Genomic DNA, 13,090 nt, shown 5'->3' on the forward strand with positions numbered 1-13,090 from the left:
GGGCGGACGTCACTTGCTGACGGGTCTCATCTCGAGCCGCTCATCAGTTGTCCATTGGCCGTTCGTTCCTTCGGTCGGGGCTCTGGCCGAGCCCGTCCTGTGCCCATCGTGCGATGGGTCCGGTGTCCAGGTGCTGGCGCAGCGCCCGCGGGATCGCGCGGATCGCGCGCTCCGCGCACTGCTGCGTCGGATGCACCCACGCGCCTCGGCCGGGAAGCCGTCGACCTTGGTCGACGACCGCCTGACCGCCCTGCGCGCCGATCCGCACGAGGATTGCGGATTCGGAGCGCGCGCGGCAGCCAAGACACGTTCGGATGACCCCCACTCTACCGCACGACACGCCCGGGCGCTGTGGCTCGCCCGGAGGCGACCCTCCCCCGCGCACCCCGCCACCGAGTGGCGGCATCCGGTGCTGAGTGGCGACGAACGGCTGGGATCGGCGGCGAATGACAGCCATCTGCCGCCACTCGCCGCCAGGTGCCGCCACTGGCCGCCAGGCGCCAGCAGCGCTCGACGCCGCTGGCGGCTCAGTCCTCCATGACGGAGTCGGGCTGGATGTCGATCTTCGCCCCCGTCAGCTTCGCGGCGAGGCGCGCGTTCTGGCCCTCGCGGCCGATCGCGAGCGAGAGCTGGAAGTCGGGCACGAGCGCCCGCACGGCCTTCGTCTTCGCGTCGAGCAGGAACGCGTCCGAGACGCGGGCCGGGCTCAGCGCCGAGGCGACGAAGGTGGGCAGGTCGTCCGAGTAGTCGACGATGTCGATCTTCTCGTCGCCGAGCTCCGACTGCACGGCGCGCACGCGCGCGCCCAGCTCGCCGATGCAGGCGCCCTTCGCGTTGATCCCCGGCTGCGTCGCGCGCACGGCGATCTTCGAGCGGTGGCCGGCCTCGCGCGCGATGGCGACGATCTCGACCGCGCCGGAGGCGATCTCCGGCACCTCGAGCGCGAACAGGCGGCGCACGAGCGCCGGGTGCGTGCGGGAGACGGTCACCTGGGGCCCGCGCTGGCCGCGCTCGACCTTCGTGATGTAGACGCGCAGGCGCTGGCCGTGGCGGTACTGGACGCCGGGCACCTGCTCCTCGGGCGGCAGCAGCGCCTCCATGTCGTCGCCGAGCTTGACGTGCACCATGCGCGGGTTCGGGCCCTGCTGCACGACGCCCGCGATGATGTCGCCCTCGCGGTCCTTGTACACGCCGAGCACCGACTCGTCGTTCTTCTCGCGCAGCGCCTGGAACAGCACCGACTTCGCGGCGGCGGCGGCGATGCGGCTGAAGTCGTCGGTGTTGGCGCGCGACTCGCCCACGACGTTGCCGTCCTCGTCGACCTCCGGCTCGAAGAGCGTGACGTCGCCGGTCCTGCGGTCGATCTCGACGCGCGGCTGCGGGCCCTCCGCGTCGTGCTTCTCGCCCGAGCGGAGGTGAGCCTGGAGGATCGCCTGCTCGATGATGCGGATCAGGTCGTCGGCGGCGATGTCACGCTCGCGCTCGACGGTCTTCAGCACGGTCAGATCGATCTTCACTTGTGGGCTCCCTCTCGCAGGTCCGATCGCTCGATGCGGACCCGACAGCCTACCGCGGACCGGGCGGCCGCGGCGAGCCCGCGGATAGGCTCGGCGGCATGGAAGCCCTCGACGCCTTCGTCCTCTCCGCCGGCGACTTCTGGTGGACCTGGATCGTGCTCCCCCTGCTCGCCGTGCTCGGCGTGTACTTCACCGTCCGCTCGGGCGTCGTGCAGCTGCGGCTGCTGCCCGCGATGTTCCGCGTGCTCGGCGACAAGACCCCGAACGGCCCCGACGGGAAGCCGCAGTCGGTCTCGTCGTTCCAGGCGTTCACGATCTCGGCGGCCTCGCGCGTCGGCGTCGGCAACATCGCGGGCGTCGGCACCGCGATCGCGATCGGCGGCCCCGGGGCAATCTTCTGGATGTGGACGATGGCCTTCGTCGGCGGCGCATCGTCGTTCATCGAGTCGTCGCTCGCGCAGCTCTTCAAGCACCGCGACGCGGATGGCTTCCGCGGCGGCCCGGCCTACTACATGCAGCGCGGCCTCGGTCAGCGCTGGATGGGCATCCTCTTCGCCGTGCTCCTCATCGTGTGCTTCCCCTTCGCCTTCTCGTCGCTGCAGGCCAACACGATCGCCGCCACCGTCTCCTCGACCGTCGGCACCGACGCCGCGTGGCTGCCCTGGATGGTGGGCATCGTCGTCGCCGGCCTCACGGCGCTCGTCGTCTTCGGCGGCCTCCGCCGCATCGCGCAGGTCACCGACAAGCTCGTGCCGGCGATGGCGCTGCTCTACCTGCTGCTCGGCCTCGTGATCGTCGGCATGAACGTGACCGAGGTGCCGCGCGTCATCGGCGAGATCTACGCCGGCGCCTTCGGCTTCCAGCAGGTCGCGGGCGGCGCGCTCGGCGTCATCATCATGCAGGGCGTCAAGCGCGGCATGTTCTCGAACGAGGCGGGCCTCGGCTCCGCGCCGAACGCCGGCGCGACGGCGGCCGTGACGCACCCGGTCAAGCAGGGCCTCGTGCAGACGCTCGGGGTCTACTTCGACACGTTCCTCGTCTGCTCGATCACGGCGTTCATCATCCTCGTCTCGACCCCCGACCTCGCAGGCGCCGCGCAGGGCATCGACCTCACCTACGGCGCCGTCACCGGGCAGCTCGGCGACTGGGCGGGCGTCGTGCTCTCGCTCGTGATCTTCCTGCTGGCCTTCTCGTCGATCATCGGCAACTACTACTACGGCGAGTCGAACATCGAGTTCATCACCGAGCGCCGCGGCGCGCTCGTCGCCTACCGCGTGCTCGTCGTCGCCGCGGTGCTCGGCGGCTCGGTCGTCGCCACCGGCGTCATCTGGAACACGGCCGACTTCGTCATGGGCCTCATGGCCGTCGTCAACCTCGTGGCGATCGGCCTGCTCTCGGGCGTCGCGTTCAAGCTCATGCGCAACTTCGACGAGCAGCGGAAGGCCGGCAAGGACCCGGTGTTCACGCGCGACATGCTCCCCGAGGTGCGGGGCATCGAGGTGTGGGAGTCGGTGGAGTCGGTCACCGGCACGGTCGCGAAGGTCGACGCGGAGCGCCCCTCGGGCGCCGAGCGCGGCTGAGCTACCGACCGCGCCCGACGACGAGGGGCTCCGCCGATCGGCGGGGCCCCTCGTCGTCGACGCGCGCTCGAGGCGCGGGGGTCAGCGGCCGAGCGCCACCGCGAGGCTCGTCGATGCGCACCTGCTGCCGCTCGCCGCTCGCGCGGTCCCAGACCTCGACGACGCCCTCGGGCGCGTCGCGGCCGACGACGACGGCGCGGGGCATGCCGAGCAGCTCGACGTCGCCGAACTTCACGCCCGGGGAGACCTTGCGGCGGTCGTCGTAGAGGACCTCGAGGCCGAGCGCCTCGACGTCGGCCGCGACCCGTTCGGCGATCTCGAAGACCGCCTCGTCGCGGCCCGTGGCGACGACGTGCACGTCGAAGGGCGCGACCTCGCGCGGCCAGACGATGCCCTTGTCGTCGTGGTACCGCTCGACGATCGCCGCGAGGTTGCGGGTGACGCCGATGCCGTAGGAGCCCATCGTGGGCGTGACGAGCTTGCCGTTGGCGTCGAGCACCTTGAGGCCCAGCGCCTCCGCGTACTTGCGGCCGAGCTGGAAGACGTGGCCGACCTCCATGCCGCGCTCGAGCGTGACGGGGCCGGAGCCGTCGGGCGCCTCGTCGCCCGCGCGCACGTCGGCGGCCTCGACGGTGCCGTCGGCCGTGAAGTCGCGGCCCGCGACGAGCCCGAAGACGTGGTGGCCCGCGACGTTCGCGCCCGTGAGCCACGCCGAACCCTCGACGACGCGCGGGTCGAGCAGGTACCGGATGCCGGTGCTCGACTCCTCGCCCAGCACCGCCCCGGCCTCCGACCAGGGGCCGATGTAGCCCTTGACGAGGCCCGGGTGCTTCGCGAAGTCCTCCTCGGTGGCGGGCTCGACCTCGGCCGGCTGGAACGCCACCTCGACGCGCTTGTCGTGCACCTCGCGGTCTCCGGGCAGGCCGACGACGACGAGCTCGGTCGAGCCGTCGGGGTGCGTGAGGCGCAGCACGACGTTCTTCAGGGTGTCGGCCGCCGTCCACTCGCGGCCGTCCTCGCGGGGCGCGTGCTCGTTCGCGTGCGCGACGAGCGTCGCGATCGTCGGGGTGTCGGGGGTCGCGCGCACGACCGCGGCCGGCTGGCCCTCGATCGGGATCGCGGCCGGCGGCACCGTGGTGAAGGCCTCGACGTTCGCGGCGTAGCCGCCCGCCGAGCGCACGATGGTGTCCTCGCCTACGGGCGTGGGGTGCAGGAACTCCTCCGACTTCGAGCCGCCCATGGCGCCCGCGTCGGCGGCGACGATGACGTAGTCGAGGCCGAGGCGCTGGAAGATGCGCTCGTACGCGTCGCGCTGCGCCTGATAGGAGGCCTCGAGGCCCGCGTCGTCGACGTCGAACGAGTAGGCGTCCTTCATCGAGAACTCGCGCGCGCGCAGGAGGCCCGCGCGGGGCCGCGCCTCGTCGCGGTACTTGTCCTGGATCTGGAAGAGCGTGAGCGGCAGCTGCTTGTAGCTCGAGACGAGGTCCTGCACGAGCAGCGTGAACATCTCCTCGTGCGTGGGGCCGAGCAGGTGGTCGGCGCCCTTGCGGTCCTGCAGTCGGAAGATGCCGTCGCCGTACTCCTCCCAGCGGCCCGTGCGCTCGTAGGGCTCGCGCGGCAGCAGACCCGGGAAGAGCACCTCCTGGCCGCCGATCGCCTCCATCTCCTCGCGGACGATGCGCTCGACGTTGCGGCGCACGCGGAGGCCCAGCGGCAGCCAGCTGAAGAGGCCGGAGCCGGCGCGGCGCACGAGGCCCGCGCGCAGCATGAGCGTGTGGCTCGCCACCTCCGCCTCGGCGGGGTCCTCGCGGAGGGTGGTGAGGAAGAGCTGGGACTGTCGGATCACCCTTGCGATCCTAGACGGCGGGCGGCGCGCGGCCGGCCCCGGGCGAGCGGCTCGGGCCCCTCACCAGGGCCGGTCGACCTGCGGCCCGCCCTGGCCCTCGCCCGACTCGTCGTACTGGTCCTGCTGCTGCTGCTCGGCCTGCGCGTCCTCGTTCTGCTGCTCGAGCTGCTCCTCGGGCGTCTGCGGCTCGTCGGTCCCCTCGCCCTCGCCCTCGCCCGAGTCGTCGCCGCCGGACGGCGGCTGCTCGATCTTCTCCTCGATGCGCGGCTGCGCGGCCTCGAGCTGCTCGCGCACCTGCGGCTCGCCCTCGCGAGGCTCCTCGAAGCAGCCCTCCCCCGCCCCGGCGATGAGCGCGAGCGCCTCCTCGTAGTAGCCGTTCGCGCTCTGCTGGTCGCCGGACTCGCGCAGCTCGTCGCCCTGCTTCTCGATCGCGGTCACGAGGGAGGCGACGATGATGCAGTGCTCGACGACCTGCGCGCGGCCCTCGGGCTCCCCGTGGAGCTCGAGCGCCTCCTCGAGCGCGGCCCTGCCCTCCGGCAGCGCGCCGCCCATGACGAGCGAGACGCCGAGGTCGAAGGGCGCCTTCCACGGCTCGATCCAGTTCCACACCTCGAGGCCCCGCGCGGCCTCGACCGCCTGCGGGTAGGCGCGCGCCTGGAAGCGGTCCTGCGCGGTGCCGGAGAGGACGTTGACGCTGATGAGCTTCGTCGCGAGCACGACGGCGACGAGCGCGACGGGGATGAGGCCGATGAGCAGCCAGCGGCGCAGCACCCGCCGCCGACCGTCGGTGAGGACGCGGCTCATGCGCCCCTCCCCTGGAAGCCGCCGCGCGTGGCGCGGAGGGAGCGCGCGAGGCTCAGGGCCTCCCAGCCGAGCAGCAGCGCCAGCGGTGCGCCGAAGAGCCACGCGAGCTCGAGCCGCGCCTCCTCGGTGCGGTCGAGGTCGGCCTCGCCGTCGGCCTCGGCCATCGGCTGCAGCGCGTCGGCGATCGGCAGCGCCGGCTCGCGATGGAGGTAGGAGACGCCGAGCTGCTCGGCGATGGCCCGCAGCCGGCCCTCGTCGATGCGGCTCACGGCGTCGCCGCCCGTGCTCGGGTCCTGCACGTAGCCCGGCTCCTGCCCCGTGTCGAAGCCGGAGGCCTGCATGCGCCCGCCCTGCGCCGTGCCGTAGCCGAGCACGAGGCCGCGGTCGACGAGCCCTGCGACGTCGCCGAAGGACTCCGGCTGGCCCTCGGCCGTGTGCTCGCCGTCGCCGAGGTAGAAGACGATCGCCGGGGAGGCGGGATCCGCCGCCTCCGAGCGCTCGAGCTCGGTGCGCAGCAGGTCGCGCGCGACGGCCACCGAGGTGCCGCGCGAGCGCTGCGCGATCTCGGGCCGCAGCGAGCGCACCATCTCGATCACCGCCGAGCCGTCGTCGGTGAGGGGCACGCGCAGCACGGCCTGGGAGTCGAAGGAGATGACCGAGAGGTCGGCGCCCGCGAACGCCCGCGCGATCTCGACCACGTCCTCCTGGACGCCCGCGAGGCGCGGCTCGCTCCCCCAGTCCTCGGCCGCGATCGACTGCGAGGTGTCGACCATGATGAACACGCGCGCCTGGATCGACGCGGTCGGCACCTCGCCGCCGGGGACCGCCGGGCGCATCGCCATCGCGACCGCGAGCACCACGAGCGCCGTGCGCCGCGCCCACGCGAGCCGTCGGCCGCGCTGCGCGACGAGCTGCCAGGCGCAGAGCCCCAGCAGCACGACGCCGATCGCGGCGACGAGCCAGGGCAGCTCGGCCTCGAACGAGAGCGGCGCGCCGGTCACAGCCGCGCCCTCCACGCCGCGAGCACGACGGCCCCCACGAGCACGAGCGCGACGAGCGGCAGCGCGCCCGGCCGGTCGACCACCTGGATGAGCGGCGGCGTCTCGATGTAGCCGGCCTCGATGGCGTTGACGCGATCGACGATCTGCGGCACCGTCTGGGCGAAGTCGAGCGGGAAGTACGCGCCGCCCGTGCCCTCCGACACCTCGCGCAGCTCCTGCGCGGCCTGGTCGGCGCCGAAGTCGAGCGGGTTGATCGCGTACACGCGCACCTCGTTCTGGACGGCGAGCTGGCCCGCCTGCTCCACGGTGAAGAGCTGCTGCCCGTTCACGTAGTTGTCGGTCGCGAGGATGATCGAGCGCGGCCGCTCGCTCGCCTCCAGGTCGGCGAAGTCGAGCACGCACGACGCCAGGCCGTCGCCGACGAGCGAGGCGCCGAGGCCGTTCGCGGTGCCCGCGAGGTAGTTGAACTGCTCATCGGGCCCGAGCTGCCCCGTGAGCGCCCGCTCGTAGCGCCCGAGCTGCTCGGCGACGTACTCGTAGTCGCTCGTGAGCGGGAAGGCCATGACGCTCGAGGCGTCGAAGATGCGCATGCCGATGCGCTCGCCGTCGAGCTCGCGCGCGAGCTGCTGGTAGACGCCCAGGATCTCGGCGTCGACGTCGACCATCGAGCCCGAGACGTCGAGGCACAGCACGATGTCGCGCTTGTAGTCGTCGTCCTGGTTCGCGCTCGTGCCCGCCGGCCGGGCCGCGACGGCGGCCGCGACGAGCGCGGCACCGATCGCCATCGCCGCTGCGCCGCCGATCCACAGCCGGTAGCGCAGGAGCGCGCCGCGGAAGGCGGCGAGGCCCGTCATGCGGTCGACGTGCGCGACCGCGAGGCCGCGGTCGCGCCGGCGGCGCGGCAGCAGCAGGCCGAGGACCGCGAGCGCGATCGCCGCGACCCCCAGGATCGGCAGCACCCACGGCCACAGCAGCATCACATCCACGTCGACACCACCCGCCGCGCGGCGTCGACGGCCGACTCCGGGTCGTGCCGGGCGGCCCGGCGGAACGACGAGGGGTAGTACTGCTCGACGGCGCCGCGCACCGTGGGCAGGTCGGCCTCGCCGAGGTCGCGGAGCGTCATGACCTCGGCGACGACGCCCGTCGACTCGTGGGCGAAGAAGCGCAGCACGAGGCTCAGCCGCTGCGCGAGGCCGCGCGCGTCGAGCTCGCCAGCCGCGTGCTCGGCGGCCACCTCGTCGATCATCCCCAGGTACTTCTCCTTGACGCTGCGCACGTCGATCGGCACGGGCGGGGGCGGCGGCGGCTCGAGGATGCCGCGCGGCCTCGTCCACGCCCACGCGAGGCCGTAGGCGAGGGCCACGGCCAGCAGCATCGCGACGCCCAGCACCCACCACGGCCCGTAGCCGAAGGGGCCGTAGGTGTCGGGCGCGGGCAGCAGCGCCAGCTCAGCGCCGGGCACGGCGGTGCCTCTCGAGCAGGCGGAAGAGCGTGCCGATCGCGGTCGCCTCCTCGGCGACGCGCACCGAGGCGATGCCGAGCGAGCGCAGGCCCTCCTCGAGGCGCGCGCGGCGCTCGGCGCTCGCCTCGTCGAAGGCGCGGCGGAGGCCCCGGTCGCGGCGCAGGAACGGCGGCAGCCCGATCCCGGACTCCACGCCGACGAGCTCGCGGTGGTCGCCGCGGCGCGCCATGAGGTCGGCGTCGCCGATCGAGACCCAGAGCACCTCGTGGCGCGCCTGCAGGCGGCCGAGGTGCACGTCGAGGTCGTGCGTGTAGGCGAGGTCGTCGGCGATGACGACGACGAGCGCGCGCCGCCGCATGCGCCGCACGGCGGTCTCGAGCACCTGGGCGAGGCTCGAGCGCGGGCCGTCGACCGAGATCGCCTCGTCGATGCGGCGCAGCAGTCGCTCGAGGTGGGCCTCGGAGCCGCCCTCCTGCTCGTGGAGCACGCGCTGCTCGTCGCCCGCGAGGAGCGCGACGCGATCGCCGTGGCGCGTGGCGAGGTAGCCGAGCACGCCCGCGACGAGGACCGCGAGCTCGCTCTTGGTCGTGCCCGACTCGGCGGTCGCCGCCATGTTGCGGCCCGAGTCGACGACGAGCAGCAGCGTGTGCTGGCGGGAGGCGATGTAGCGCTTGATGAGCGGCACGTGGCTGCGCGCCGTCGCCTTCCAGTCGATGTCCTTGACGTCGTCGCCCGGCTGGTACTCGCGGAGGTCGTCGAAGTCGTGGCTGCGGCCGTGGTGGATCGAGGCGTACTCGCCGTCGAGGAGCTCGAGCGTGCGACGGTGCGCGTGGATCGACATGGTCGTCCTGACCTTGCGCAGCCGTCGCTCCATCCGGGACCTCCTACGGGGTCCGGACGGCGGCGAAGATGGCGTCGACCACCTGGTCGCTCGTGACGCCGTCGGCCTCAGCCTCGTAGCCGAGGATGAGGCGGTGGCGCAGCACGGCGTGCCGGAGGTCCTTGACGTCCTCCGGGATCACCCAGTCGCGGCCCTGCACGAGCGCGAGGGCGCGCGCCGCCTGCGAGAACGAGAGCGAGCCGCGGGGGCTCGCGCCGTACTCGATGTAGCCGGCGAGCTCGGCGCCGATGTAGTCGGCCGCGTGCCGGGTGACGTACATGAGCTGCACGATGTAGTTCGTGATCGCCTGGTCGACGTAGACGCGCTTCGTGAGGCCCTGGAGGAACCGCACGTCGTCGAGGCTCGCGACGGGCTCGCCGTGGCCGCGCTCGAAGACGCCCGACTCGCTGCGGCGCACGATCTCGGCCTCCTCGGTGGGCGAGGGGTAGGTGAGCACCTCCTTGAGCAGGAAGCGGTCGAGCTGGGCCTCGGGCAGCGTGTAGGTGCCCTCCTGCTCGATGGGGTTCTGCGTCGCGAGCACGAGGAAGGGCTCGGGCAGCTTGTGCGTCTCGCCGCCGATGGAGGTCTGCCGCTCCTGCATCGCCTCGAGCATCGCCGACTGCGTCTTGGCGCTCGAGCGGTTGATCTCGTCGAGCAGCACGAAGTTGGCGTGCACGGGGCCCAGCTGCGTGCGGAACGCGCCCGAGTGCTGATCCCAGATCTGCGTGCCGACGATGTCGCTCGGCAGCAGGTCGGGCGTGCACTGGATGCGGTGGAAGGAGGCGCTCACGGAGCGCGCGATCGTCGCGGCCGCCGTGGTCTTCGCGAGGCCCGGCACCGACTCCATGAGCACGTGCCCGCCGCTCAGCAGCGCCACGAGCAGCGAGCGCAGCAGCTGGTGCTGGCCGACGACCGTCGACTGGAAGGACTGCTCGATGGCGCGGATGGCGCGCGTCGCGCGCTCGAGCTCCTCCGGGGCGATCGGCTCCCTGCCGGGCACTGCAGCGTTCACACGTCGCTCCTCGTGGATCGTGGCCGCGCGCCTGCTCGGATGGGTCGGCGCGGTCGCCGGAACACGGTACCGGCTTGCGCTCGCGCGGCGCTGTGCGGGCGCTGGGCGGGTCGCGCGATCACCGCGCCGCGAGATCGGCGCGGCGCGTGGCGAGGACGGCGCCGACGACGATCACCGCGATGACCGGCAGCATCGCGAGGTTGAGGCCCGCGTAGCCGACGAGGCCGAGCACGGGGCCCGCGACGGCGCCGGCGGCCGCGCCCGCGAGGCCCATGACGAGGTCGCTGCGGCCCTGCAGGGCGGGGCGCAGCTCGGTGGCGACGGCGCCCGCGACGATCGCGGAGCCCGCGACGGTCGCCGCGCTCCACCCGAGGCCGAGGAGCGCGAGCCCCACGGGCGCCGCGTCGGGCGGCAGCGCGAGGTTCGCGGCCACCGAGAGCAGCAGCAGAGCGGCGCCGAGCAGGACCGTCCGGCGCGCGCCCGCGCGGTCGGCGAGCCAGCCGAAGACGGGCGAGAGGGCGTACATCCCCGCGGTGTGGGCGCTCATCGTGATGCCGATCGCCGCGAGCCCGTGGCCCGCGTGCTCGAGGTGCACGGGCGTGAGCGCCATGACGCCCACCATGGTCGCGTGGGCGGCGGCGACGACCGTGACCGCGGCGACCGCCCGCGGGTGCTCGCGGATCCGGAGGCGCGCGGCCGGCCCCGAGGCCCTCGGCAGGCCCTCGCGCGCCGTCAGCAGCGGATCGGGGCGCAGCGCCGTCCACAGCACGAGGGCCGTGACGGCGAGCGCGCTGCCGGAGATGACGTAGGCGCCTACGAGCTGCGGGAGTCCCAGCGCCGTGCCGAGCGCGTCGCCCGGCGCGATGAGGTTCGGCCCCACGATGACGCCGACCGTCGTCATCCACACGACGAGCGAGAGGTCGCGGCCGCGCCGGGAGGGGCTCGAGAGGTCGGTCGCGGCGAAGCGCGACTGCAGGTTGATGGCGGTGGCGCCGCCGAGCACGAGGAAGCCGGGCAGCACGATGGCGGGCTGGCCGAGCGTGCCGCCCACGGCGAGGAGCACGGTGCCCGCGAGCGCGAGGAGCGCGCCCGTCGTGAGCGCGACGCGGCGGCCGCTGCGGGCCGCGAGCCGAGCGAGCGGCACCGCGAGCGCCGCGCCGCCGAGCACGAGCAGCGTGGCGGCGAGGCCCGCGAGCTCCTCGCGGCCCGTCACCTGCGCCACGAGCAGCGAGCCCACGCCGAGCGCGACGCCGTTCGCGACGCCGCCGAGCGCCTGCGCGACCGAGAGCACCACCAGGGTGCGGCGCTGCGCCGGGTGCGCGACGAGGCGGCCCGGCGCTGCGGCGCCGCGGGTGGTCATGTCAGGCCGTGACGACCTCGGCCTCGCCGGCGGGCAGGCCCTGCTCGTCGGCGATGCGACGCGCCTCCTCGATGAGCGTGCGCACGATCTCGGCCTCCGGCACGGTCTTGATGACCTCGCCCTTGACGAAGATCTGGCCCTTGCCGTTGCCGCTCGCGACGCCGAGGTCGGCCTCACGGGCCTCGCCCGGGCCGTTCACGACGCAGCCCATGACGGCCACGCGCAGCGGCACCTGCACGTCCTTGAGGCCCTCGGTCACGTCGTCGGCGAGCGAGTAGACGTCGACCTGCGCGCGACCGCAGGAGGGGCACGAGACGATCTCGAGCTTGCGCTCGCGGAGGTTGAGCGACTGCAGGATCTGCAGGCCCACCTTGACCTCCTCGGCCGGCGGCGCCGAGAGCGAGACGCGGATCGTGTCGCCGATGCCCTCGCCGAGCAGGATGCCGAAGGCCGTCGCCGACTTGATCGTGCCCTGGAAGGCGGGGCCGGCCTCGGTGACGCCGAGGTGGAGCGGCCAGTCGCCGCGCTCGGCGAGCTGGCGGTAGGCCTTGACCATGACCACCGGGTCGTTGTGCTTGACCGAGATCTTGAAGTCGTGGAAGTCGTGCTCCTCGAACAGGCTCGCCTCCCACACCGCCGACTCGACGAGCGCCTCCGGCGTCGCCTTGCCGTGCTTCTCGAGCAGGCGCGGGTCGAGGCTGCCCGCGTTGACGCCGATGCGCAGGCTCACGCCCGCGGCCTTCGCGCGCTTCGCGATCTCGCCCACCTGGTCGTCGAACTTGCGGATGTTGCCCGGGTTGACGCGCACGGCCGCGCAGCCGGCGTCGATCGCCTGGTAGACGTACTTCGGCTGGAAGTGGATGTCGGCGATCACCGGGATCTGCGACTTCTTGGCGATGATGTGCAGGACGTCGGCGTCGTCCTGGCTCGGCACCGCGACGCGCACGATGTCGCAGCCGGTCGCCGTGAGCTCGGCGATCTGCTGGAGGGTCGCGTTGATGTCGGTGGTCTTCGTGGTGGTCATCGACTGCACCGAGACCTGCGCGTCACCGCCCACGAGCACCTTGCCGACCTTGATCTGCCGGCTCTTCCGGCGGGGCGCCAGGGTGAGGGGCGCCGGCTTGCCGAGGTTGATCGCTGCCATGGCACCAGCCTAGACGTGCGGGCTGTGGACGACGGCGGCGTCCGGCGCCGCGGGCGGTCGCGCCGGCGGCGGTGCGGGCGGCGGCCGCGGCGCTGGCACGATGGACGCATGACGATCACGGCGGCCGCGGACGGCTCCTCGCTCGGCAACCCCGGGCCCACCGGGTGGGGCTGGTACGTCGACGACGAGCGCTGGGCCGCGGGCGGCGCCCGCATGGGCACGAACAACATCGGCGAGCTCACGGCGGTGCTCGACCTGCTGCAGCAGACGCGCGGCGTCGAGGCGCTCCACATCCTGTGCGACAGCCGCTACGTCATCGACTCGATCACCAAGTGGATGCCGGGCTGGAAGCGCAAGGGCTGGAAGAAGGCCGACGGCAAGCCCGTCATGAACGTCGGAGCTCATGCAGGCGCTCGACGCGCTCATGGCCGAGCATCGCGCGCTCGGCGGCCGCGTGACCTTCGAGTGGGTGAAGGGCCAC

12 protein-coding genes and 2 pseudogenes are annotated in these 13,090 nt (G+C 73.3%); 3 read left to right on the forward strand and 11 right to left on the reverse strand.

Annotation, left to right across the window (positions count from 1 at the left end; translation table 11 throughout):
• Positions 1–43 precede the first annotated feature (43 nt).
• Both OVA14_RS13660 and nusA read right to left on the reverse strand, forming a co-directional pair.
• Entirely contained in the window at positions 44–457 is a 414-nt protein-coding gene (locus tag OVA14_RS13660) for a YlxR family protein (RefSeq protein ID WP_420710603.1), read from the reverse strand.
• 70 nt (positions 458–527) lie between these two features.
• On the reverse strand, positions 528–1,517 hold the full coding sequence (nusA, locus tag OVA14_RS00395) for a transcription termination factor NusA (RefSeq protein WP_267504370.1): 990 nt from the start codon (positions 1,515–1,517) through the stop codon (positions 528–530).
• A gap of 98 nt (positions 1,518–1,615) precedes the next feature.
• Here nusA and OVA14_RS00400 point away from each other — a divergent pair, with 98 nt between their 5' ends.
• Positions 1,616–3,097 carry an alanine/glycine:cation symporter family protein gene (locus OVA14_RS00400; protein ID WP_267504371.1) on the forward strand — a complete coding sequence of 494 codons (1,482 nt, stop codon included), beginning with the start codon at positions 1,616–1,618 and terminating at the stop codon, positions 3,095–3,097.
• 1 nt (position 3,098) lies between these two features.
• Here OVA14_RS00400 and OVA14_RS00405 read toward each other — a convergent pair whose 3' ends face one another.
• From OVA14_RS00405 to ispG, 9 genes are all read right to left on the reverse strand, one after another.
• Positions 3,099–4,943, reverse strand: a complete 1,845-nt coding sequence (locus OVA14_RS00405; RefSeq protein WP_267504372.1) for a proline--tRNA ligase — start codon at positions 4,941–4,943, stop codon at positions 3,099–3,101.
• A 60-nt stretch (positions 4,944–5,003) separates the two neighbouring features.
• Entirely contained in the window at positions 5,004–5,747 is a 744-nt protein-coding gene (locus OVA14_RS00410) for a hypothetical protein (RefSeq protein ID WP_267504373.1), read from the reverse strand.
• Complete coding sequence (locus tag OVA14_RS00415; RefSeq protein WP_267504374.1) at positions 5,744–6,748, reverse strand: vWA domain-containing protein; 1,005 nt, start codon at positions 6,746–6,748, stop codon at positions 5,744–5,746. Before OVA14_RS00415 ends, OVA14_RS00410 begins: the two co-directional genes overlap by 4 nt.
• Positions 6,745–7,734, reverse strand: coding sequence for a hypothetical protein (locus OVA14_RS00420; RefSeq protein ID WP_324288023.1), 990 nt, complete (start codon positions 7,732–7,734; stop codon positions 6,745–6,747). The genes OVA14_RS00415 and OVA14_RS00420 overlap by 4 nt, the downstream gene beginning before the upstream one ends.
• The gene (locus OVA14_RS00425; RefSeq protein ID WP_267504375.1) at positions 7,725–8,213 is read right to left on the reverse strand and encodes a hypothetical protein; all 489 of its coding nucleotides are present in this window, start codon (positions 8,211–8,213) and stop codon (positions 7,725–7,727) included. The genes OVA14_RS00420 and OVA14_RS00425 overlap by 10 nt, the downstream gene beginning before the upstream one ends.
• The gene (locus OVA14_RS00430) at positions 8,200–9,087 is read right to left on the reverse strand and encodes a DUF58 domain-containing protein (RefSeq protein ID WP_267504376.1); all 888 of its coding nucleotides are present in this window, start codon (positions 9,085–9,087) and stop codon (positions 8,200–8,202) included. Before OVA14_RS00430 ends, OVA14_RS00425 begins: the two co-directional genes overlap by 14 nt.
• A gap of 10 nt (positions 9,088–9,097) precedes the next feature.
• Complete coding sequence (locus OVA14_RS00435) at positions 9,098–10,105, reverse strand: AAA family ATPase (protein WP_267504377.1); 1,008 nt, start codon at positions 10,103–10,105, stop codon at positions 9,098–9,100.
• A gap of 118 nt (positions 10,106–10,223) precedes the next feature.
• Complete coding sequence (locus tag OVA14_RS00440; RefSeq protein WP_267504378.1) at positions 10,224–11,465, reverse strand: MFS transporter; 1,242 nt, start codon at positions 11,463–11,465, stop codon at positions 10,224–10,226.
• Between the two features lies 1 nt (position 11,466).
• Positions 11,467–12,609, reverse strand: a complete 1,143-nt coding sequence (gene ispG / locus OVA14_RS00445; RefSeq protein ID WP_267504379.1) for a flavodoxin-dependent (E)-4-hydroxy-3-methylbut-2-enyl-diphosphate synthase — start codon at positions 12,607–12,609, stop codon at positions 11,467–11,469.
• Positions 12,610–12,717: 108 nt separating this feature from the next.
• Between ispG and OVA14_RS13400 the strand changes: the two are divergent.
• Positions 12,718–12,945, forward strand: a pseudogene (locus OVA14_RS13400) (RNase H family protein); the annotation flags it as partial.
• A gap of 88 nt (positions 12,946–13,033) precedes the next feature.
• A pseudogene (locus OVA14_RS13405) lies at positions 13,034–13,087 on the forward strand (hypothetical protein); the annotation flags it as partial.
• Positions 13,088–13,090 lie beyond the last annotated feature (3 nt).

The sequence above is a fragment of the Agrococcus sp. SL85 genome (assembly GCF_026625845.1).
Taxonomy (GTDB): Bacteria; Actinomycetota; Actinomycetes; order Actinomycetales; family Microbacteriaceae; genus Agrococcus.